Source organism: Cupriavidus cauae, from assembly GCF_026210475.1.
Taxonomy (GTDB): Bacteria; Pseudomonadota; Gammaproteobacteria; order Burkholderiales; family Burkholderiaceae; genus Cupriavidus; species Cupriavidus cauae.
Genome location: NZ_CP080294.1, coordinates 1,106,828 through 1,129,002, shown reverse-complemented (window position 1 = coordinate 1,129,002; position 22,175 = coordinate 1,106,828). Strand labels below are relative to the sequence as shown.

18 protein-coding genes and 1 pseudogene are annotated in these 22,175 nt (G+C 66.3%); 8 read left to right on the top strand and 11 right to left on the bottom strand.

The features are described 5' to 3' along the window. Window positions 1–177: 177 nt before the first annotated feature. The 5 genes from KZ686_RS20380 to KZ686_RS20360 form a co-directional block, all read right to left on the bottom strand. Window positions 178–1,605, bottom strand: a complete 1,428-nt coding sequence (locus tag KZ686_RS20380; RefSeq protein WP_150084799.1) for an acetate kinase — start codon at window positions 1,603–1,605, stop codon at window positions 178–180. 144 nt (window positions 1,606–1,749) lie between these two features. After that, complete coding sequence (locus KZ686_RS20375; RefSeq protein WP_265635241.1) at window positions 1,750–2,619, bottom strand: flagellin; 870 nt, start codon at window positions 2,617–2,619, stop codon at window positions 1,750–1,752. Between the two features lie 27 nt (window positions 2,620–2,646). Then, window positions 2,647–3,339 carry a C39 family peptidase gene (locus KZ686_RS20370; RefSeq protein ID WP_265635328.1) on the bottom strand — a complete coding sequence of 231 codons (693 nt, stop codon included), beginning with the start codon at window positions 3,337–3,339 and terminating at the stop codon, window positions 2,647–2,649. Between the two features lie 20 nt (window positions 3,340–3,359). Further along, window positions 3,360–3,839, bottom strand: a complete 480-nt coding sequence (locus KZ686_RS20365) for a hypothetical protein (RefSeq protein ID WP_150084797.1) — start codon at window positions 3,837–3,839, stop codon at window positions 3,360–3,362. Window positions 3,840–3,974: 135 nt separating this feature from the next. Continuing rightward, entirely contained in the window at window positions 3,975–5,366 is a 1,392-nt protein-coding gene (locus KZ686_RS20360; protein ID WP_149318514.1) for a hypothetical protein, read from the bottom strand. A gap of 732 nt (window positions 5,367–6,098) precedes the next feature. Between KZ686_RS20360 and KZ686_RS20355 the strand changes: the two genes are divergently transcribed. Genes KZ686_RS20355 through KZ686_RS20340 form a run of 4 tightly spaced genes read left to right on the top strand, consistent with a single transcriptional unit; the run spans window position 6,099 to window position 9,967 of the window. Continuing rightward, window positions 6,099–6,881: a GntR family transcriptional regulator gene (locus KZ686_RS20355; RefSeq protein WP_149318515.1), complete on the top strand. Its 783-nt coding sequence runs from the start codon at window positions 6,099–6,101 to the stop codon at window positions 6,879–6,881. Between the two features lie 52 nt (window positions 6,882–6,933). Beyond that, window positions 6,934–8,091 carry a tripartite tricarboxylate transporter substrate binding protein gene (locus tag KZ686_RS20350; protein WP_149318516.1) on the top strand — a complete coding sequence of 386 codons (1,158 nt, stop codon included), beginning with the start codon at window positions 6,934–6,936 and terminating at the stop codon, window positions 8,089–8,091. Continuing rightward, window positions 8,088–9,392: a 3-isopropylmalate dehydratase large subunit gene (locus tag KZ686_RS20345; RefSeq protein ID WP_265635236.1), complete on the top strand. Its 1,305-nt coding sequence runs from the start codon at window positions 8,088–8,090 to the stop codon at window positions 9,390–9,392. Before KZ686_RS20350 ends, KZ686_RS20345 begins: the two co-directional genes overlap by 4 nt. Before the next feature lie 14 nt (window positions 9,393–9,406). Continuing rightward, window positions 9,407–9,967, top strand: a complete 561-nt coding sequence (locus KZ686_RS20340) for a LeuD/DmdB family oxidoreductase small subunit (RefSeq protein ID WP_322784965.1) — start codon at window positions 9,407–9,409, stop codon at window positions 9,965–9,967. 13 nt (window positions 9,968–9,980) lie between these two features. On the opposite strand, the gene KZ686_RS20335 is transcribed toward KZ686_RS20340, so the two are convergent. Further along, a complete protein-coding gene (locus tag KZ686_RS20335) occupies window positions 9,981–10,676 on the bottom strand; it encodes a phosphoribosyltransferase (protein WP_150084757.1) in 696 nt (231 codons plus the stop codon). A 351-nt stretch (window positions 10,677–11,027) separates the two neighbouring features. Between KZ686_RS20335 and KZ686_RS20330 the strand changes: the two genes are divergently transcribed. The 3 genes from KZ686_RS20330 to KZ686_RS20320 all read left to right on the top strand — a co-directional run bounded on the left by KZ686_RS20330 (window position 11,028) and on the right by KZ686_RS20320 (window position 15,392). Continuing rightward, a complete protein-coding gene (locus KZ686_RS20330) occupies window positions 11,028–13,196 on the top strand; it encodes a TonB-dependent siderophore receptor (protein WP_265635324.1) in 2,169 nt (722 codons plus the stop codon). A gap of 247 nt (window positions 13,197–13,443) precedes the next feature. Next, the gene (locus tag KZ686_RS20325; RefSeq protein WP_226106843.1) at window positions 13,444–14,712 is read left to right on the top strand and encodes an AAA family ATPase; all 1,269 of its coding nucleotides are present in this window, start codon (window positions 13,444–13,446) and stop codon (window positions 14,710–14,712) included. Between the two features lie 41 nt (window positions 14,713–14,753). Beyond that, window positions 14,754–15,392, top strand: a complete 639-nt coding sequence (locus KZ686_RS20320; RefSeq protein WP_265635233.1) for an RloB family protein — start codon at window positions 14,754–14,756, stop codon at window positions 15,390–15,392. Window positions 15,393–15,545: 153 nt separating this feature from the next. On the opposite strand, the gene KZ686_RS20315 is transcribed toward KZ686_RS20320, so the two are convergent. Beyond that, a complete protein-coding gene (locus KZ686_RS20315; RefSeq protein ID WP_265635231.1) occupies window positions 15,546–16,625 on the bottom strand; it encodes a type I restriction endonuclease in 1,080 nt (359 codons plus the stop codon). A gap of 239 nt (window positions 16,626–16,864) precedes the next feature. Beyond that, window positions 16,865–17,653 (bottom strand): alpha/beta fold hydrolase, encoded by a 789-nt coding sequence (locus KZ686_RS20310; protein ID WP_226106849.1) that lies wholly within the window; start codon window positions 17,651–17,653, stop codon window positions 16,865–16,867. A 132-nt stretch (window positions 17,654–17,785) separates the two neighbouring features. On the opposite strand from KZ686_RS20310, the pseudogene KZ686_RS20305 reads away from it, so the two are divergent. Next, a pseudogene (locus KZ686_RS20305) lies at window positions 17,786–18,709 on the top strand (LysR family transcriptional regulator). Window positions 18,710–18,733: 24 nt separating this feature from the next. Here KZ686_RS20305 and KZ686_RS20300 read toward each other — a convergent pair. The 3 genes from KZ686_RS20300 to KZ686_RS20290 all read right to left on the bottom strand — a co-directional run bounded on the left by KZ686_RS20300 (window position 18,734) and on the right by KZ686_RS20290 (window position 22,157). Beyond that, window positions 18,734–19,678: a polysaccharide deacetylase family protein gene (locus tag KZ686_RS20300; RefSeq protein ID WP_265635228.1), complete on the bottom strand. Its 945-nt coding sequence runs from the start codon at window positions 19,676–19,678 to the stop codon at window positions 18,734–18,736. Window positions 19,679–19,680: 2 nt separating this feature from the next. Beyond that, the gene (locus KZ686_RS20295) at window positions 19,681–20,679 is read right to left on the bottom strand and encodes a tripartite tricarboxylate transporter substrate binding protein (protein WP_149318524.1); all 999 of its coding nucleotides are present in this window, start codon (window positions 20,677–20,679) and stop codon (window positions 19,681–19,683) included. A 101-nt stretch (window positions 20,680–20,780) separates the two neighbouring features. Then, a complete protein-coding gene (locus tag KZ686_RS20290; protein ID WP_265635226.1) occupies window positions 20,781–22,157 on the bottom strand; it encodes an amidohydrolase family protein in 1,377 nt (458 codons plus the stop codon). Window positions 22,158–22,175: the final 18 nt, after the last annotated feature.

Below are 22,175 nucleotides of genomic sequence, written 5' to 3'. Positions count from 1 at the left end.
GTGCAGCGCACCGTGCCGGCGCCGCGTCGCGTAGCCGTCACGCCGGCACAGGGCCGACGTGACGGCGATGACGCCAGGGCAACGCCAAAAGCCGAAACTGGGGGCGAAGTCCGAGCCGAAGCGAACCCGCGCCAAAGCGCAAGCCCGAGCCGAAGCCCGAGCCCCACCCGAAGCCGCTCAGAACGTGATCGGCAGCCGCACGTTGACCTGCAGATCCGGCGTATCGCGCGTCAGCCCCGCGCCGACCGAGATATTGAGCGTATAGCGGTCGCTGAAGCGGTACGAATAGCCGACCAGCAGCGAGCCCTGCGTGATCCGCACCGAGCCGGGCACGGTCTGTCCGTTCTGCTTGGTCGGCCAGATGATGCTCTGGTCGTAGCCGATGCTGAATGACGCCCGCTCGTTCAGCGCCAGGCCCATGCCGAAGTTGAAGCCGAAGATGTCGCCCGGCTCGATCTTGCCCAGCGGCTCCTTCTGGCCGTTCAGCACGGTACGGCTGACGTTGTCGCGGCCAAAATTGTGCAGATAGCTGAAGGTGCCGAAGAACACCGCAGGATCGGTCGGCAGCAGCCACGTGATGCCCGGCTGGATCGCATGAAAGCCGGTGCCGGTCGGCATGCCCAGCGGCAGCCCGGTGCCGGTGGTATTGCCGATGCAGCGCTGCACGCAATCGGTGACCACGTCGAACGGGCTCTTGCCGGTATTGGACTTGTAGCGCAGCCAGCCGACGAAATACGGCATGCGGTCGTTGCCGTAGTTCAGCTGATAGCGCAGCGTCGCCTCGACATCGCCCAGTCCGCTGCCGCTCGAATTGAAGACGTTGTCGACCGCGGTGCCGGTGAAGACTTCGCGGCTGATGGTCGAGCCCGAGCTATGCACGTACGGGACCTTGGCCTCGATTTCGAGCCGCTTGGTAATGCCGTAGCGGAAGGCGACCGAGGCGACATAGGTCGAGGTCTTGACCTCGCGCACGTCGATCAGCCCGATCAGGATCGCCGGAATCACCGTGTAGCCGACCAGCGCCACGCGGTTGTTGGACGAATAGCCGTACTGGAACGCCGGCTCGACCACCAGCCGGCCGGGCGGCGTCAGCACGCCGGGCTGATCGAAGATCGGCGCGATCTCCGGCGGACGCGTGTCGCGCTCGGGCGGCCGGCCCACCGGTTCCTGCGCCTGTGCGACGGTGGTGCTGCCGTTCGCGGGGCCCTGTGCCGGACCTTGTGCCGGACCTTGTGCCTGATTGACCGGCACGTTGCGCGTATTGGGCAGGCCGGTGTTGCCGCTGGCGGCAGCCGGCGCCGTCGCCGCGCCGGTCGCGATATCGGCGCCGGTCACACCGGGGCCGCGCTGCCCGCCGCGCTTGTTCGCCAGCGCATCGGCGCCGACGATGCTGCGCAACTCGCGGATCGTGGCCTCTTGCTGGGCCATCGAGCGCTTCATCGCGTCGAGCACGGCGGCCTGTTCCGCGACCTCGCGTTTCAGGGCTTCCAGCTTGGCGGCCGTCGGCCCTTCGTCGGGCAGATTCTGCGCATGCGCCAATCCCCCCAGCAATAGCAAGGTCGAGCATCCCGCCTGCCGGATGCCCTGCATCGACCTTTTTCTCATGACTCTCCTCCCCCCGGATGGCGGACTGGTTCAGGAGTCCGCGACCTGTTTGCGTTGTTGCCATGCACCCCTGTGTGTCCGGATGCGACCGCGTGCATCCGTTGCTTCCGCTTGCTTCGTGTGGTCCCGTATGCGTGTTTGGCTCTACCGCATGCTCGCCGCCCGCTGCAGGGCGCTGTTCAATGCCGCGCCGGCGACCCCCGCGCGGAACGCCTGCAAGGTGTTCACGCCCGCATCGATGGTCAACAGGCTCTGGATCGACTGGTTGTTGAGCGAGTTCTGGATCACGGTCGCCGGCGTGCCCGCCAGCGCCCCCGCGTTGAAGCTGTTGCCCGGCCCGTTCTGGATCAGATTGAGCAGGCCGTTGGTGGTGACCGAACCGGTCGCGGTGGCGATCACCGCCGGCGCCGGCATCGGCGGCGTCCCCGAAGACGGTGGAGGCGATGGCGCCGCCACCGTGGCGGTGCCCGGCGTGGAGGTGGACGTGCCTGGCTGTCCCGCGCTCGCCGAGGAACTGGCGCTGCCGCTGCCGGGCGTCGAGGTGCCCTGCCCCGCCTGCCCGGCCTGCCCCAGCGCGTTGGCCGCGACCGAGCCCGCATTGGCCGCGCTCTGCAGCGCGGCGGCAAGCCGTCCTGCCTGTTCCGAGGTGATGCGGCTGACGTCGGGAATCACCAGGCTGGTCGATACCACCAGGTTGCCGTTGATATAGACGGCGCGTTCGATGCCGAACGAGACCTGCAGGCCGCCGGTCTCGAAGCCGCCTCGCAGTTCTTCCAATCGTGCCGATGCGACCGGTTTCCAGCCGGCCATGCCGCTGCGCGCGGCAGCGATGGCATCGTGATGCGGATCCGCGGCGGGGTAGGACGCCAGTCCGGCGTCCAGCCCTTCCTCGCGCGGGGCCTGCGTGCTCCACGCCTGGCCGGCGCAGGCCAGTCCCGCGCCTAGCAGCATCGCTGCAGCGGCCGAATTGGCAGCGCCACGGGCGGCGCCGCGGCGCGCCGGCCGCGTAGTCATGGCTTGTCGATACATGGTGACGGGTCCCTAGAAGTCTCCAGCGCCATGCTTTGGCATGACGGTAAAGAACAGACTGTCCCGATTGACCCCCATCCAGTACGGCCCACTGGGTGCGACGCGCCAGTCCGAAGCCTGGTTGAAGCGCGCGATATCGGTGCGGTTGTGGATCACGAACAGAAGACTACTGTCCCAGATCCGTTCGAAGTGTTCGCGAGACAACGCTCGCGTACCGAGGGCGGGATCGCCAACCAACACCCGATTGCCGCGTACCCCCTTGACCACGACGAAATGGTGGTAGCCGTTCTCGACCACCAGCACGATCGCCGGGACCTGGGTTTCCTCGAGCTTGGACAGCGGCAGTTCGAAGCCGTCGGCCATGAAGCCGCGCGTTTCGAGGAAGCGCTTCATGTCCAGCAGCGAGAAGCCCTCGCGCTGGATCTTGGCGCGATCGCCGGTCAGGTACATCTGCTGGAACACTTCGGCTTCCGTGACCGGATGGCCGTACTGATAGGTAAGCAGGGTCGCCACTGCGGCCGAGCCGCAGCTGAAGTCGTACTGCTGCCGGATGGTGGTCTTGAAGCGTGCCTCCTTCAGGCTCACCGTCCGGACCTTGTAGTCGCTGCCGGCCGGTGGAATCACCACCGTATCGGCGGCGCGCGCCGGCACCATGGCCGACGCCCAGGCGAGCGCCGCCAGCGCGGCAAGGCGTGGCAGGTTCATGGCCTGCTTCATGGCCTGCTTCATGGCCCAAATCGCACGTTCAGAATCGTCGCGTTCTGGATCAGCGTGTTGGCGCCGGTGTTCTGTATCACCGTGGGCAGGCCGCTCGCATTGGCGAACGCCCCATCCGAAATCGCGTTGCTGCCGGTGATGACGCGATTGGCGGTGTTGTCCGCCACGACGCCAGCCAGCCGCATGTCGTTGACCACCACTTCGGCGCCGCCACGGATATCGGCCAGCGCGTCGGTGCCGACCGGCTTGCCGAAGCCGGCGAGCACGGTGCCCGTCTGCCCTTGTGCCGATGCGTCGACCGTTGTCCGCGGTGTCGCGGCCACGGGGGTGTCCTTGCTGTTGTCTTCCGGCATGCCGACGGTGGTCGGCATCGCGGCCGTCGGGCTCGCCGCTTCTGGCGCGGCGGACGGCTCTGCCGCGGCGTGCAGGCCGGGCCAGAGCAGGAATGCTGTCGTCAAAGCGCCGACAGCGGTGCGGACCGCTCGCATGATGGTGCCTCCTTGTGTCCCGTCGAACGGGCATCCCGACGCGAGGCCGGGACGCCCACTCCTGCAGAGCAACACCGCGCAAGGCGCGATGCCGGTGCGCCATCCACGCACCGGCATTCGCGAGCGCGCAGCGTCTTACCTGCCTACAGCCAGGTTGGCCTGGACCGTGACGGCTTGTTGCACCAGCGAGCCGAGGCCGCTGTTCTGGTTGGCGATCATGATGCCGGCCGCCGACTGCCCGACGCTGCTCATCGCGTTGGACATGTTGAACGTGCCTGCATCGGCCAGCGCCGCACCACCGGCACCACCGGCACCGCCGGTCGCACCGTTGCCCACGCCGCCGGTACCGCCCGCACCCGCGCCACCGGCACCGCCGGCACCGCTGGTCGCGCCAGCCGCGCCGACCGCGCCGTTGCCGGCGGTCGCGGCGCCATTGCTGGCCGTGGTGGTGGCGCCGCCATTGGTGGCATTGCCGCCGTTGCCGCCGTTACCGGCCACGCTGGTCTGCGCGCCGCCAGCGCCGCCGGTGCCCGTGCCGGCGCCGCCCGAAGCCGTCGCCGCACCGCCGGTGCCCGCGCCACCCGCACCGCCAGTGCCGGTACCCGCGCCGCCAGTGGCCGCCACTGCGCCGGTGGTACCAGCGCCGCCGGCACCGCCCGCCGCGCCGGACGTGCCGCCCGCCGTGGTCACTGCGCCGCCAGTGCCTGCGCCGCCCGCACCCGCGGTGGTCGCGGTGGTGTCAGCGCCCGGACCGCGCGCGCCGCCGCCGCTCGAGCTGCTGCTGCCGCCCAGGCCAGCGCTCGCGCCGAGCGAGCCGCCCGACGCCGCACCGGCACCGCCGCCATCGCCGCCGCCGGCCAGGCTGCCGCCGGTGCCGTTACCGCCGGCACCGGTGCCATTGGCGCCGCGCGCGCCGACGCCCACGCTGGCGGCCAAGGCGCCACCGCCGGTGCCGACGCCGTTCGCGCCCCGGCCCGCGGTGCCGTTGGCGTTACCGCCATAGCCGCCGCGGCCCGCCGTTGCGCTGCCGTTGGTGGCATCGCCCGCGGTCGCATCGCCAATGCTTGCCATGCCGCCGGCACCGCCGTTGCCGCCGGCGCCGCCATTGCCGCTGTTGCCGCCATTGCCGCCGGTGCCACCCATGGCATTGCCGCCGGTGCCCGCGCCACCGCGGCCGCCGGCGCCGCCGCTGGCATTACCCAGCTGGCGGGCCACGTTGCCGATATGGCTGACGGTGAGGCCGCTGACCGTGCCGTTCAGGCGCGTCATGGCGACCGCACGGCTGGTGTTGAAGGCATTGGAGAAGTTGGCGGTCGAGGTGGAGCCGTTGTTTGCCGCAGTCGTGCCAAGGCCCTCAGCCCATGCGCGTCCGCGGTTCTCCGAATTGGTCTTGGTCGTGGTGGTGGTGTCGTTGTCGGTGACATTGACATTCACCGCCACGGCGTCGTCGGTTGCGGTCTGTGCCAAGGCGTGCCCTGTCACCCCGAGAGTCAGGGCGACGGCGGACGCGAGTAAGGTCTTTTTCATACATAGCTCCCAGGAGGAATGTTCTCTGCGACTCAGCCCGGCGCCGCGCTCGTCAGACGGAAAACGAAGCGGTAGCCAGGTCATGGTCCGGCATTGGCCAAACCGAAGCGCCCTGCGCATATTCGGTGCCAGCACCCCCCGCAGGCGTCGCTTTCCCTTGTAAAACAAGGCCAAAATGGCCCTGCTGCGGTGCAAGATCCCGCTTTCGGTGCGACACTGGGAGCCTAAATACTGTGAACCGGAACAGACATGTCACATCGCTGTGACAGCGGCCGGAAAGTGGCGTCGCGCCGCGATTCCGATTGCGCGAGAAAAATATGTTTATCGCCGGATAGTTAAGTCGGGATGCCGATAAAACCGAACCGGCTGACGTGGCGTTACGGAATTGAAACGAGGAATCGGACAGGGCGCAGGTGGTGTTTTTTTAAGCACGTCCTGCATTGGGGGGATGTTTCGGATGGACCGCATCGCGGATCATTGGCGGCCGTTGCCGGGGCGCGCTTCATGCGTCGCTTCCCGTAGCGGAAATGCTGGCTGGAAATCGCTCGCCGGATTGCACCGGAAATTGTGTCGACATTGCGCCGACGTTGTTCCGCCAAGGCCAGTGACCGGCCGGCCCAGCCAATGTGCGAATTCACACGGCGGCACGTATTCCGTTGTCACTTTGATCCATGTCTGATTTAAAGTACATTAAACTAATTGCCGACCTGTCGTCGACTCGCAAGGGAAACCATGAGTGAAGCCGTCGTTCCCCTGTATCACCAGATTTACGTGGTGCTGCGCCAACAGATTGTGGAAGGCCGTTTTGGCCAGGGGCCTCTGCCGGGCGAGATCGACCTGGCCAAGCAATTCCATGCCTCGCGCGTGACCATGCGCCGTGTGTTCGATCGCCTGGTGCAGGAAGGCCTGGTGCGCCGCCATCGCGGCCTGGGCACCTTCGTCAATCCGCATCCGATCGCGCCGGCCGCCAATGCCCCACGCACCGTCAGCCTGCTGGACAACCTGCTGGACATGGGCCAGAAGACCTCGGTCAACGTGATCTCGATCGAGGAGGTGCAGGCCGCCCCGGACGTCGCCGAATCGCTGTGCCTGCAGCCCGGCGATCCGGTCACCAAGGTGGTGCGCGTGCGCCATTACCACGGCGAGCCGCTGTCCCATATCACCGTCTATGTGCCGGCCGACCTGGGCCGCCATCTGACGCGCAAGGATCTGGAGACCACGCCGATCCTGCGGCTGCTCGAGAACCGCGGCGGCCTGAAGCTGGGCCGTGCCACGCAGGTGTTGTCGGCGCGCCTGGCCGACGTGGTGGTGGCCCCGCTGCTCGAGGTGCCGGTCGGCGCCGCGCTGCTGGCGACCCGCCGCGTGGTGCAGGACAAGTCCGGCCGGCCGATCCAGCTGCTGCTCGGGCAGTACCGGCCCGACCGCTACGAATACCGGATGGAGCTGTCGCCGGCAGGCGGCGACAGCGCCAACGTCTGGGTCGACAACGGGACCCGCACCAGCTTGCGCGACTGACGCAGGCGCGCCATGCTGCGCGCTTCGACGATCAGACAAGGAGACTCGCGTCATGCCGCTGCATCGAGCCAGCCGTTCCCTTCTGCCGCCGGCGCACCCCGCCGGCATCGTCAAGACACGCCGCGCCGCGCTCAGGCTGGGCGCGGCCACGCTGCTGACATCGCTGGCGTCGCCGATACCGCTGCTGCCGCTGCTCGCGCCGTCCAGCGCCATCGGCGCAACCAACGGGAACGCAGGGCAGGCGAGCACATCCGGCACATCGGCGACATCGGGCACCTCCGCGACATCCGGCACGTCGGCGGCCCCGCTTGGCCAGATCGCCGGCGGCAAGCCCATCCGCATCCTGGTCGGCGCGCCGGCCGGCGGCACCACCGATACGCTGGCCCGCACCATCGCCAACGAGATGGGCAAGCTGCTGGACCAGTCCGTCGTGGTCGAGAACCGCCCGGGCGCCGGCGGCAATATCGCCGCCGAGCTGGTGGCGCAGAGCGCGCCGGACGGCAGCACGCTGCTGATGAGTTTCACCAGCCATACCATCAACGCGACGCTGTACAAGAACCTGCCCTTCGATCCCGTCGCCGATTTCACGCCGATCACACTGGTGGCCAGCGTGCCAAGCGTGCTGGTCGCCCATCCGTCGGTGCCGGCCAACAATGTCGCCGAGCTGATCCAGCTGGCCAAGTCCCGTCCCGGCAAACTGAACTTCGGCATCGGCGCCGTCGGCTCGTCGGTGCATCTGGCCGGCGACATGTTCAAGATGATGACCGGCACGTACATCGTCAACATTCCGTACAAAGGTACGACGCCGGCAGTGACCGACCTGCTGTCGGGCCGCGTCGAGCTGATGTTCGCCAGCACCCTGAACGTGCTGCCGCATATCAAGGCCGGCAAGCTCAAGGCGCTTGGGGTCACCAGTCCGGCGCCGCTGCCGCAGCTGCCGGGCGTGCCGCCGATCTCGCAGACCGTCAAGGGCTTCGAGTCCAATGCCTGGTTCGGGCTGTTCGGCCCGGCAGGGCTGCCGCCCGAAGTCACGCGCACGCTCTATCAGGCCGCGCGCCGGGGCCTGGAGACGCCATCGGTGGCCAAGCGCCTCGAAAGCGATGGCGCGCAGCCGGTCGCCAGCACGCCCGAGGCCTTCAGCGCCTTCGTCAAGCAGGACATCAAGCGCTGGGCCACCGTGGTGCGCTATTCGGGAGCCAAGGTGGAATGAGCCGTGCCGGCGCCGGGACCGCCCCGGCGCAAACCCTCGCACAGAAGCTGGTCGCCCGCGCCGCGGGCCTGGACCGCGCGACGCCCGGCACCGTGGTGACCTGCAAGGTCGATCTGGCGATGTCGCACGACTCCAGCGGACCGCGCCGCGTCGCGCCGCTGCTGCGCGAGCTGGGCGCCAAGGTCTGGGACCCCGAGCGCTTCGTCGTCGTGACCGACCACTTCGTGCCCGCCGCGGATGCCGAGGCCGAGGCGATCGTCCGCTTCACGCGCGACTGGGTCCGCGAACAGCGCCTGCCGCATCTGATCGACAACGAAGGGATCTGCCACGTGGTGCTGCCCGAGCGCGGCTACGTGCTGCCGGGCCAGTGCATCGTCGGCGGCGACAGCCACAGTCCGACCGGGGGCGCGTTCGGCGCCTATATGTTCGGCATCGGCGCCACCGAGATGGCGGGCGTGCTGGCCACCGGCGAGATCTGGCTGCGCGTGCCGCAGACCATCCGCATCCAATGGGACGGCACGCTGGCCGACGGCGTCTGCGCCAAGGACATCATGCTGTTCCTGTGCGCCCGGCTCGGACTGGGCGGCGGCTGCTACGAGGCGATCGAATATGCCGGCACGGCGGTGACCGCGCTGTCGATGCAGGAGCGGATGACGCTGACCAATATGAGCGCCGAGCTGGGCGCGCAGACGGGCCTCGTCGCACCGGACGCCACCACGCTCCAATGGCTCGAACAGGCCGGCGTGCCCGCCGCCACGCTGGCGCAGATCGATATCGAGCACTGGCGCAGCGATGCCGATGCGCCGCTGCTGCAAACCCATCGCTTCGACGCCGCCGCCCTGGCGCCGCAGGTCGCCGCGCCGCACTCGCCGGCCAACGGCGCGCCGGTCAGCGACGCCCAGGGCCAGCCGATCGACCTCGCCTATCTCGGCGCCTGCACGGGCGCCAAGCTCGACGATCTGCGCATGGCCGCGCGCATCCTGCGCGGGCGCAAGGTCGCGCCGGGCGTCTCGCTGCAGCTGGCACCCGCCTCGCTGCGCGACCAGCAGCAGGCCGAGCGCGAAGGCACGCTGGCGGCACTCGTCGATGCCGGCGCGCAGCTGCTGCCCAATGCGTGCAATGCCTGCGCCGGTTACGGGCCCACGCGCTTCGCCGCCGGCACGCGGGCGATCGCCTCGACCGCGCGCAATTTCGCGGGCCGGATGGGCGACGCCGGCAGCGCGGTGTGGCTGGCCTCGCCGATGACCGTGGCCGCATCGGCGGTCACGGGCCGCATCACCGATCCGCGCACGCTGCTGTGAAGACCGAGATCCGCATGGATACGCCGACCCATACCGGCCCCGATACCGGACCCGATACCGGACCCCATACCACGCCCGAACGCCAGGCCCCCGGCCGCATCTGGCGCTTCGGCGACAACGTCGATACCGATGCGATGGCGCCCGCCACGCAGATGAAAGGCGGCATCGAGCAGATCGCGCGCCATTGCCTGGCCGGATTGCGTCCCGAATTTCCCGCGACCGTACGGCCGGGCGATCTGGTCATCGGCGGACGGCATTTCGGCGTGGGCTCGTCGCGCGAGCAGGCTCCCCAGGCCTTGCGCCATCTCGGCGTGGCGGCAGTGATCGCGCCTTCGTTCGCGGGCCTGTTCTATCGCAATGCGTTGAATCTCGGCCTGCCGGCGCTGGTCTGCGCGGATACCGCCAGACTGGTAGACGGCGAACACGCGACCCTGGATCTGGAGAACGCGGCCGTCGTGCTGCCCGACGGCAGCCGCGTGCCCTGCGAACCGATCCCGGCGTTCCTGCTCGACATGCTGCGCGCCGGCGGGCTGATCCCGCATCTGAAGCGGCGGCTGGCGCAGCAGCGCGCTTGACCACCTGTCGCGCTCAGCCGCGCTGCGCGTTGCCAGCCTCGCGCAGCAAGGCCATCACCTCTTCATCGGTGGTCTGGTCGAAATCCGCGTAATACGCGCCCACGGCGCCGAAGTCGTCGGGTACCCATAGCGAGACGCATTCGTCGGCCGCGTCCCGCAGCGACGCCAACCCTTCCACCGAAGCGACCGGCACCGCCGCAATCACGCGAGCCGCCCCGGCATGGCGCGCGCTCTCCAGTGCCGCGCGCATCGTCGCGCCCGTCGCCACGCCGTCGTCGACCATGATCACGACCCGGTCGCGCATCGCCGCCACCGGCGCCCCGCCGCGATAGCGCTGCTGGCGCCGGGCGATTTCTCCCAGCTGTCGACCGCGCTCCAGCTCGAAGGCGCCGCTGTCGACCGCGCGGCGCGTCCACGCATCGTCATTGGCGACGGTATGCGGGGGCGAGCCGGTGGCATCGCCCTCGACCACCGCGCCCAGCGCCAGTTCGGGATAGCCGGGCGCGCCGATCTTGCGCACCAGCAGGATGTCGAGCGTCGCGCCCAGCGCGCGGGCGACCTCGAAGGCGACCGGCACACCGCCGCGCGGCAGGGCCAGCACCAGCGGCGGCTGGTTTTCCTCTCGTTTCGCATAGCCCAGCTCGCTCAGGCGGCGCGCCAATTGGACGCCGGCGTCGCGTCGATCGGCGAAATACGGCGGCAGCGGCATCGCGGCCCTCCTGTCCTGTTGGTGCTTCCCCGGGGCGGTACGAGATCGGGGCCGCGCACGGGCCCATTAACCCTGTGGCGCGGTCACCCTTTTATGTCCGGCTCGACACATGCCGTTACAATGCGAAGGTTAACAAGAACGATTCGCATTTATCGTTCGTTGCCCGAGCCTCCGACCCGCACGGACCGACGTCACGGTCCGCGCCGCCGCACCGCGGCGGCATTCCGCGGGCGTTCTGAAAAAATATAGACGGAACCGACCATGCCACAGCGTGCAACCCATCGCCGCGGCCGCCACCGCGGCCATGCCCTTCGCCTGACGACTCTCGCCCTGGGCCTGCAAGCCGCCGGCATGGTCTGGGCCCAGCAGTCCGCGTCCGCCGATGCATCGGCGCCGGCTGCCGCCCCCGCCTCTGCTGCCACCGCCACCGCCACCGCTACTGCCCCCGCCACCGCTACTGCCACGGCCCCCGCCGAATTGCCGGCCGTTACCGTGCGTGCCACCAGCGACAACGAAACCGCGACGGGCCCGGTCTTTGGCTACGTCGCCAAGCGCAGCGCCACCGCGACCAAGACGGATACCCCGATCATGGAAACGCCGCAGTCGATCACCGTGATCACGCGCGACCGCATCGAGGCGCAGGGCGCGCAATCGGTGCAGGAGGCGATGGGCTATACCGCGGGCGTCCACGCGGGCCTCTACGGCAACGACAATCGCGGCGACTGGGGACGCTTTCGCGGCACCGATTTCACGCAATACCAGGACGGCCTGCTCAATGCGGTGGGCTACTACAACAACGTCCGTCCCGACGTGTATGCGCTGGAGCGGATCGACATCCTGCGCGGCCCGTCGTCGATGCTGTTCGGCCAGGGCGCGGTCGGCGGCATCCTGAACCTCGTCAGCAAGCGGCCGCAGCCCGAGGCCGCCCGCGAAATCGGCGTGCAGTTCGGCAACAACAACCGCAAGCAGGTCCAGGCCGATCTGACCGGGCCGCTCGATGCGGACGGCAAATGGCTGTATCGGCTGGTCGCGCTGGCGCGCGACAGCGACACGCATGTGGACTTTGCCCAGGACAATCGCTATCTGATCGCGCCGTCGCTGACGTATCGGCCGAACAGCGATACGTCGTTTACGCTGCTGGCGAATTTCCAGCGGGATGACAGCAATACCACTGCGGGCTTCTTTCCCTGGAGCGGCATGCTGTTTCCGAACCCCGGCGGCCTGAAGATTCGCGACAGCCTGTTCGTCAGCGAGCCGGGATTCGACCGCTTCAAGGCGGAACAGGCGGCGATCGGCTACCAGTTCGAGCACAAGGCGAACGAGGTGTTCACGGTCCGCCAGAATCTGCGGTACTCGTACAGCACGGTGGATTACCGCAGCATTTACGCGCGTTTCAATGGGCCTAACGGTGGCTGGGTGCCGGGCAGCGACCGGCTGCTGAACCGCACCGTCTATTGGGACAACCCGCGGCTGCGGTCCTTCCTCGTCGACACCCAGGCACAGGCCAAATTCCGCACCGGCAGCGTGGGCCATACCTTGCTGACCGGCATGGATTATCAGCACGCCGATATCGACGGACGCCGGGGCGTCAACGGTACCGGCAGCGCGGCGCCGATCGACATCATCAATCCCGTTTACGGCAATTACGTCGCACCGACGCTCGGCCACGTCAATCCGACCAAGCAGATCCAGACCGGCATCTATATGCAGGACCAGATGTCGTGGAACCAGTGGCTGCTGATGGTCGGCCTGCGCTACGACTGGTCGCGTGCCTCGCAAGTGAACACGACGGCCGGCTCGCGCGACGACAATGAGCTGACCAAGCGTTTCGGCCTGATGTACCAGACCGACATCGGCCTGAATCCGTACATCAGCTATTCGGAGTCCTTCCAGGGTGTGCCGGGCACCAACCGCGCCGGCCCGCTCAAGCCGCTGCGCGGCAAGCAATGGGAAGCCGGTATCAAATACCAGCCGCCCGGCAAGAACGCGATGGTGACGATGGCCGTGTTCGACATGCGCGAGAAGAACCGTCGCGCATCGGGCATCGTCAACGGCGTGCCCGACACCGTGCAGATCGGCGAAGCCCGTACGCGCGGTGTCGAGGTCGAAGCCCTCGCATCGCTGCGCAATCGGGTGGACCTGATCGCCAACTACACCTACCTCGATACCCGCATCCTCGCCGGCAATCCTGCCGAAGTCGGCAAGCGCATCGCCAGCATTCCGAAGCATATGGCTTCGCTGTGGGGCACGTACAAGTTCAACCTGTTCGACAAGCCTGGCTTCTCGGCCGGCGCCGGCGTGCGGTATTTCAGCGCGAGCTATGACGGCACCGATCGCAACAAGGTCAGCAGCGCCACGCTCGTCGACGCCGTGCTGGCCTACGACCACGGTCCGGTTCGCGTCGCGCTGAACGTGAACAACCTGTTCGACAAGGAATACCTGACGACCTGCCTCGCCCGCGGCGACTGCTATTTCGGCGCCCGCCGGACGGTGGTGGGCAGCGTTACCTACCGGTTCTGATCCGGCTCGGGAAGATTATCGACACTTGGGCTAATGGACGAAGCCTGATTGCGCCGCCTGTGGGCGGCGCTTTTTTTGGTCGAGAGCATCTATGTGGGCGGGCTTCCCAGCAGATTCCAGCGCCGTCCGGAAGCGCTGAAAACGACACTACCGTTCGAAATTTCCGCCTGGATCACTCGAATAACTTGACTTTGCGCATTATCTGCGCAAGATTCAAATTTATTCTACGCACCACCAGGTTGATTTCATGCTCCTCGAGTTCCGCGTCAAGAACTTCCGCAGCCTGCGGGACGAGCAGGTCCTCAGCCTCGTGGCGTCGAAGGACGCCTCTCTCGCCGACACCAATACCGTCGAAACCGGCCTGAACGCCGCCCCCCGGCTGCTGAGCAGCGCCGCCGTCTATGGCGCCAACGCGAGCGGCAAGTCGAATCTGATCAAGGCGCTGCAATACATGCGTGGCGTGGTCGTGGAATCGGCCACGGTCGTACAGCCTGGGCAGACATACGCCGTCCAGCCGTTCCGCCTCGACACCGCTTCTGCGGCGAAACCGACAGAGTTCGAGGTGACCGTGATCCTATCCGGCGTGCGGCATCAGTACGGCTTCGCCATGACGCAGCAACGCATCGTCAGCGAGCATCTGCTGGTCTATAAAGCCTTCAAGCCGCAGCGCTGGTTCGAACGGCACTATGACCCAAGCTCGGGCAAGGACATCTACGAGTTCGGTACCGGGCTGAAGGGCGCGAAGACGCTGTGGGAAAACGCCACCCGGTCCAATGCGCTGTTTCTGTCGATGGCCGCCCAGCTCAACAGCGAAGCACTGCGGCCGCTGTTCGACTGGTTCGCGAGCAGTTTGGTCGTCTTCAACGAGCAGGCGCGGCTCAATCCGCAGGTTTCGATCGAGATGCTCAAGCAGCCCGGAGGACGCAAGCGGATTTGCGATTTCCTGACGTCCGCCGACATCAGCATTGCCGACATCGAAGTCGTGACGCGCAAGGTGCCTGGGCAGACAGTGCATTTCGATGTTGCCGCCGGCAAGTCCGAGCTGCGGTCGGAGGAAATCGAAGAGCATCAGCTGCGCTTCTCGCATACCACCGATCACGGCACGGCCGTATTCGATCTAATGGACGAATCAAACGGAACACGCAACCTGTTGTTCCTCGCCGGCCCCGTCCTGGACATTCTCGAGAAGGGTCAGACATTGGTGATCGATGAACTGGATACCAGCCTCCATACCCTTCTGGTTCGCGAGTTGGTCCGGCTGTTTCACCGTCCCGACGTCAATACCGGCGGCGCGCAGTTGATCTTTACGACCCACGATACGTCGCTGCTCGATGCGCCGGATCTTCTCCGACGCGATCAGATCTGGCTCGTCGAAAAAGACAACGAACAAGCCTCGCACCTGATTGCGCTCGCAGAATTCAGCCCTCGCAAGAATGAAGCGCTGGAGCGCGGATACCTGATCGGCCGATATGGCGGCATCCCGTTGGTGCGCGGTGATATCGGGCGACGTCACTGATGGCCCGGGATAAATCCCCACGGGTCCGCCGACGCGATCAGTTGGCGCGCAAGATTGGCCAGCGCGCCAGCTACGACCGCATCCTGATCGTTTCCGAAGGCGCGAAAACCGAGCCAAACTACTTCTGCGAAATCCGGGCCGCCTATCGTTTGCACACCACCAATGTGGAAGTCCGGCACTGCGAGATCGGAACGTCTCCGATCCAGGTGGTGCAATACGCCGAATCGCTATTCCGAAACGGCGATCGCCACAAGCGCATCCAGGCCCGTGCATTCGAACAGGTCTACGCTGTTTTTGACCGCGATGATCACGACAGCTACTTCGATGCCCTGCAATACGCAGCGGCACTGGATGGTCGGCTGAAGAACGATATCAAGCAAGACGTCGCCTTCCGTGCCGTCGCGTCGGTGCCGAATTTTGAGCTCTGGCTATTGCTCCACTACGCGCAGGTCCACGCGCCCGTCCATCGCGACGAGGTGCTCCGGCGACTGAAAAATCATGTTCCGCAGTACAGGAAAGGCATGCGGGACGCTTTTGCCATCACCAGACCGAATCTCGACGCTGCGACGAGACGGGCCATGGAGCTGAGCCGGCGATTCACTGCCGAGATGGCGCCGGAACCGTACACGGGGGTGGGAGAACTGGTGACACGGCTGACTACCTTGAGAGCCGCGTCTTGATGGTCGAGCAGCGCACGGGCCCGAACCCCGCTTTTCTGCTTTGAATGACGGATGTGTCAACGCCGACAACAGGTCGCGCGTCCGCATCACGGATCATGAGGGAGGACATTGCTTGCCTAGTGGCAACACAATGAGACCTCCCCCTATGTACTCCTATGCTGTCGCAACCGGGACATAAGAAGCAACGGTCGCCTTCAATCTATCTCCAAGATCAAAGATGTCGTCAAGGCTTCCCAGCGGGATGCGTTCTTCCTCTTTGTTCTCGTCGAACAACCCGATGTAGAGTCGATTCTCGTTGTTGAAACGCAAGCGGCAAATTGGCTTACGGTTGTTGTCATCGAAAAGGATCGCACAGTAGCTTGCGGCATCGCGTATCGCCACCATGTCAGGCTTGACGACAGGCCGAAGGATCGCCTTGACGATCTGATACGCCTCCATCTCCAATGCAGAGGGCGTCGGTACGCCTTGGACTTCCTGTTGTGGTTCGCTCATCGCGACTTCCGGCGAAAGCGAAGGCTCCGGCGACATGGCGCCTTTTAGACGCTCGTTGATCTTGTCCCCGACGAGTTGCTGGAAGGCATGTTTCGTGATCATCGTGAACTGATCCTTCACGGCGTTCCTGAACTGCTTGCCAGCGAGAAACTCCGCCGATACCAGCCGCACGAAGTCCTCTGGCGGATTGATCATCCACTCGTTCAACGTGTTCTTGATAGCGCGGGTGTACTTCAGATGATTAGCCGTCGTCAGAATATTTTCGACATCAAACGCCGTCTTGGCGAACTTCTTCAGCTCGTCCACATCCTGGTCCCGAAAATCCAGAATGTTGAACTCGAAGAAGGGCTTGTCATCCATCTTGTTTGGCTTCTCCAGATCCGTGAAGAACCGATAGACCAAACCGTTCGTCAGCACGCCGAACCGAGCCTCCGTCACGTGGAAATAGCGAAACAGCTGGCTGGCATGGTTGATGTGCAAGTCGCCACCACACTTCTTGCACTCGAAAAGCATGATCGGCTTCCCGTCCTTCAGAATTGCGTAGTCGACCTTCTCGCCTTTCTTGGTACCGACGTCAGCGACGAGTTCGGGTGTGACCTCCAGTGGATCGAAGACGTTATAGCCGAGCATGTGGATGAACGGCATCACCATCGCGTTCTTCGTTGCTTCTTCGGTTTGAAGCATATCCTTGGCAGCCGCGACCCTGGCGGCGAGCGATCGAACCTCGTCGATAAAGTCCAACTTATTCTCCTTATTTTGAATTGATATAGCGGACCCGCCCGCTGGTACAGCAGGATTTCGATGCTCTACAAATGAGCAAACCATGATCGACTGTTCGGCCAATAAGGCGTAAGTTGCCTGACCTCGCCGCTTCACGTATTTCGCCGAAATGGGAATGCCGGATCGTATAGTATCGGCGCTCGCAGACCGTTCAAGACCCCACCGATGGGGGATAGCGTCTCATTGCCACAGATGCCAAATCAGCGAAGGAAACCGCCGACCTCCGCCAAGAACCCCTCGCGCATCTCCACATTCGACATATGCACCGCCGGTAGCAGCACCAGCTTCGCACTCGGAATCGCCGCTGCGATCTCTTCGCTGTGCTCCGCGCGTGTCACCGTATCGAACTTCCCGCCGATCACCAGCGTCGGCCGTGAAATGAGCGTAATGGTCCGACGCAGGTCCATATCGCGCACGGCGGCCAGTGCGCCGGCGATGCCGCGTGGGTTGGTTTCGAGCAGGACCTTGCGGAACGACGCGAGCGCCGGATCGCTCTTCTCGCACATTTCGGCGGGAAACCAGTTGCCCAGGAACGCCTCGGCGGTCTCGTTCGGCGTCGCGGTCAGGATCGTTTGAATGCGAGGCGCCCAATCCGCAGCGGGGCCGAGATAGGCGGCGGTATGCGCGAGCACGAGGTGGTCGATTCGCTCGGGGGCGTGGATCCCCAGCCATTGCGCGACCATGCCGCCCAGCGACAGGCCGAGGAAGTGGACCCGTTCGAGCTCCAGCGCGTCCATCAGTTCGAGCGCGTCGCGCCCGAGCCGGTCCAGCGAATAGGCGCCGGTCGGCACGTCGGAGGCGCCGTGGCCGCGCATGTCGTAGCGCAGCACGCGAAAGCGTTCCAGCAATTGCGGCATCACGCCGTCCCACATCGACATATCGGTCGCGATCGAATTGGACAGCATCAGCACGGGGCGGCCGGCTTCGCCCTCGAAACGGTAGGCAATCCGTTGGGCATCGCTGGTGGTGAAGGTCGAAAGCGCTTGCATCTCGGTTCTCCTGGAAGGTAGGGAAGGCCCTTCGCCGAATCGGCGCCGGGGCCATCACAGGAACCATCCTAGCGGCGGACCGAATCTGAGAAAATTACAAAGTTCTCAACTTCTCTGTCAGCAAAACAAACAATGTCCCGCTTCACGTTGCAAGACCTGCAGTGCTTCGACGCCGTCGTCCGCGAGGGAGGCTTCCAGGCGGCCGCGACGGTTCTGCATCGGACGCATCCCGCGGTGTTTGCGGCGGTGGCCAGGCTGGAGCGGCAGCTTGGCCTGGCGCTGCTCGATCGCAGCGGTTACCGGGTCAGCCCGACGGAAGCGGGGCGCGCGTTTCATCGGCACGCCCAGTCGCTGCTGCGCGAGCTGCATGCGCTGCAGCTTCATGCCGAGCAATTGGCGATGGGCGAGGAAAGCGAACTGCGCGTGGTGATCGGTGACCTGTGTCCGCCGCCGTAGACGCTGCGGCTGCTCGGCCCGTTCTTCGCGGAACATCCCGCAACGCGGCTGGACCTGCATGTCGAAGCGGTGACCGGGCCGTGGGAGCGCCTGTTCGACGGCGAGGCGGACCTGATCGTGCATCGCGTCGACAAGAGCGACACGCGCATCGAATGGCTGGATCTATGCAAGATCGAGCTGATCCCCGTGGTGGCACCGGGTTTTCTGCCATTCCCGGTCTCGCGTGCAATCCGTCCCGAGCAATTGCGGGCGCTGACGCAATGCGTGATCCGCGACAGCGCACGGCGTCCCGTAGCTCAGGAGCATTTCGTCGTGGCGGGCGCGCCGCAATGCACGGTGCCGGATCCGATGATGAAGAAGGAGATCATCCTGCAGGGGATGGCGTGGGGACATCTGCCCCGCTTTCTGATCGGGCAGGAACTGGCGGAAGGAAGACTGCTGTCGATCGCCGGGCGCTATCTGCCGGGCCGTGTCGAGGAACTGGTCGCCGCCCGCCGGCGCGACCGCCCGCATGGGCCCGTCGCGAACCGGCTGTGGGAGCATCTGGGCAAGGCGGCGCCGCGATTTCGCGCGGCGCTTCGCCATGGCGGAAATCGCTGAGTACGCGACGACCTCGCCCCTCCGCTACACGCGCGTCGTCTCCGCATGCGCCAGCCAGTGCCGCGCGATGGCGTCGCGCCGCGCGATCCAGACGCTGCCGCGCGAACGCATATGCGCGAGCATCGCCTCCAGCGCCGCAATGCGGCCGGGCCGCCCCAACATGCGCAGATGCAATCCGACGGACATCATCTTGGGGGCGTGTGCGCCCTCGCGCCAGAGCCAGTCGAACGCATCGGTGACATAGCCGGCGAAGTCGGCGGCGCGCACAAAGCGGTTGCCGTGCTGGAACTGCATGTCGTTGGTGTCGAATGCATAGGGCAGCATCACATGCGGCCCGCGCGGGCCAGACAGCGTCACGGGCAGGTCGTCACCATAGAAGTCGCTGTCGTAGACGAACCCGCCCTCTTCCATCAGCAGCCTGCGCGTTCTCGGGGTCGACGCGGAACGGGTATGCCAGCCCACCGGCCGTATGCCGGTGGCCGAACGGATTGCGGCGACCGTGCGGTCGATGGCCTCGCGCTCCTGCTCCTCCGACATGGCGACATGGCTTTCCCAGCGCCAACCATGGGCGGCGACCTCATGGCCACGGGCCACGGCATCGCGCGCCAATTCGGGCAGGCGCTCCACGGCTCGTCCGCAGGCGCTGACCGTGATGGCTACGCCGGCGTCGGCCAGGCATTGCATGATGCGCCACCATCCCGCACGCGTCCCGTAGTCGAAATGGCTCTGCAGGCAGGGATCGGGACGGCCTTCGATCCGGTCGACCACCTCGTACGTCGATTCGTTGCGCGCGTCGCCTTCGGCGATTGACAGTTCGGCGCCTTCCTCGAGATTCAGCACGAACGATACCGCCACCCTGGCCTCGCCTGGCCAATGCGGGTGGGGCGGACGACCCGCATAACCGAGCAGGTCGCGCTGCACGGCTGGCGCTTGTTCGTCGGAGTTCGGCGGCAAGGCATCGCGGTCCATCGTCATTCCGCCTGCAGCTTGCCGCTGCGCACCAGCTTCGCGTAACGGTCCAGCTCGCCGCGCAGGAAGGCCGCCGCCTCCGGAGGCGACGCGGTGGCCGGCTCGGCGCCCAGCGCCTCGAAGCGGCTGCGCACGTCGGCGCTCGCAAGTACCGCGGCGATGTCCTGGTTTAGCTTCTGCACGATCTCGCGTGGTACGCCCGACGGCGCGATCATCATGAACCAGGGTGCGAACTGGTAGGCGGGCAGGCCGGCCTCTGCCATCGTCGGCACGTCGGGCAGCAGGGGCGAGCGGCGCGGCGTGGTCACGGCAAGGGCCCGCAGCTTTCCGCTCTTGATATAGCCGACCGACGAGACGACCGGGTCGATCATCATGTCCACCTGGCCACCGACCAGATCCGTCAGCGCCGGCGCAGCGCCCTTGTAGGGCACGTGGGTCAGAGCGACGTCGGCCAGGCTGGCAAACTGCGCGCCGCCAATATGGCTGGTCGAGCCGCTGCCCGAGGAGGCATAGGTCATCTTGCCGCCGGCGCGCCGCGCGAGTGTGACCAGCTCCGTCACGGAGCGCGCCTGCACTGCCGGATTGACGGCCAGCACGCTGGGCAGCGTGGCGACCATTGCCACCGGCGTGAAATCGCGCTCGGTGTCATAGCGCAGCTTCGGATAGAGGCTGGGATTGACCGCATGGCCCACCGTCACCAGCAGCAGCGTGTGTCCGTCCGCAGGTACCTTGGCCACGTACTCGGTGGCAATCCGGCCGCCGGCACCCGGCTTGTTCTCGACCAGCACCGGCTGCTTCCACGCCGCGCCAAGCTTGTCCGCGAGGACGCGGCCGAAGGTATCGGCCGCACCGCCGGGCGGGAATGGCACCACGATGCGTACCGGCTTGTCCGGAAAGCTGGCGGCCGATGCCGCCGCCACGGCGTTGGTGGAAGCCGTGCCGACTGTCAGCAGGGCGGCGCAGGGAAGAAGGCATCGGCTCAACAAAGCGTGCAGCGTCATAGGGTCACCTGTTGCGATGGAAGGAAGGAACGCCCCGGGTCGTTTGCAAGCGCCGTGCCATCGATGGCTGCATCACGGCACGACGCGACAGCGCAGCGGCGTCATGCCGCCGGTTTCCAGTATTCGCGACCGACTCCCTGCCACAGCGCGCGACAGGCATGCTCGGCCTCACGGCATACCTCGTCGAGATCCACGCGCGTCGGCACGCCATCGTTCACCAGCACCTCGCCATCGACGACGACCATCCGGACATCCCTGCCCTGGCCGTTGTGAACCAGGTTGCCGAGCGGATTGACCAGCGGAACCAGATGCGGCCGCGCGAAATCCAGCATCACGAGGTCCGCGCGCTTGCCGACCTCCAGCGTGCCGATGCGGTCCGCCAGCCCGAGCGCACGCGCGCCGCCCATGGTCGCCATCTCGAACACATGGCGCGGCTGCCAATCGTCATCGACGCCGCCACGCTGCACGCGCGCCGTGACCAGGGCCCAGCGCATCAACTCGATCATGTCCGCATGCTGCGTATCGGTTGCCAGCGCGATATTGATGCCGGCGCGCTTGATGTCGGGCGTCGGTGCAAGGCGGCCGGAGGTCGCATTGCACTTGGGGATGTGGACCACATGTGCGCCCGCCCGCGCGAGCCTCTCGATGTCGTCTGCCGTCACATAGATGCAATGGCCGCCCATCAGGCGCGGCGTCAGCAGTCCGGTCTCGTCCAACACTTCGGTTGAAGTGCGCCCCGTGCGTGCCTTCACCCGCTCGACTTCCACGACGCTCTGGCCGAGGTGCATGTTCACCCGCATGTCGCGCTGCTGTGCCAGCGCGGCGATCTCGCGCAGGAAGCCGTCGGAACAGGTGTCGACGGCGTGAGCGGCGAGCTGGACCTGGACGCGATCGTTTCCCTGCCAGCGGGCCGCCAGATCCAGGGCCGCCTGCAGGGTGCGGGATCCGATCGCCGCGTCGTAGTGCCAGCGGCCTTCGGCGACCTGCGCGAAATCGACATCGTGGATGCGCCAGCTCGGCGCGAGCCGCACGCCGAGTTCGGCCATGGCCTCGGTGGTCACGTCGGCGTGCACGAAGTTGTCGCCGATCAGCGTGGAACCGAACAGCATCGCCTCGAGCGCGCCGAGCCGCGCCAGCGCGCGGGCCTGCTCCGGATTGACCTGCGTGCCCTTCGGAATTCCCGGCGTATAGGACGGCGCGAAGCCCGCGTCGGCGGCCACGCCGCGCACCATCGACAGGATCGCGTGCGTATGGACGTTGACGAGCCCCGGGATCAGCACCTTGCCGGTCGCGTCGACGACGCGCCGGACCTGGGCGCCTTCGGGCAGCGCGTTGCCGATATAGGCGATCGAGCCGTCCCGAACGGCAAGCGTCATGTCGCGCTGCGCGACGTCGGCACCGGCCGCGGTACCGAGCAATGTGGCGCCGGTGAATACAAGGTCGAACACGGGCGGTGACTGCAGGAATTCGGTGGTCATGGATGGGTCTCGTTTCGA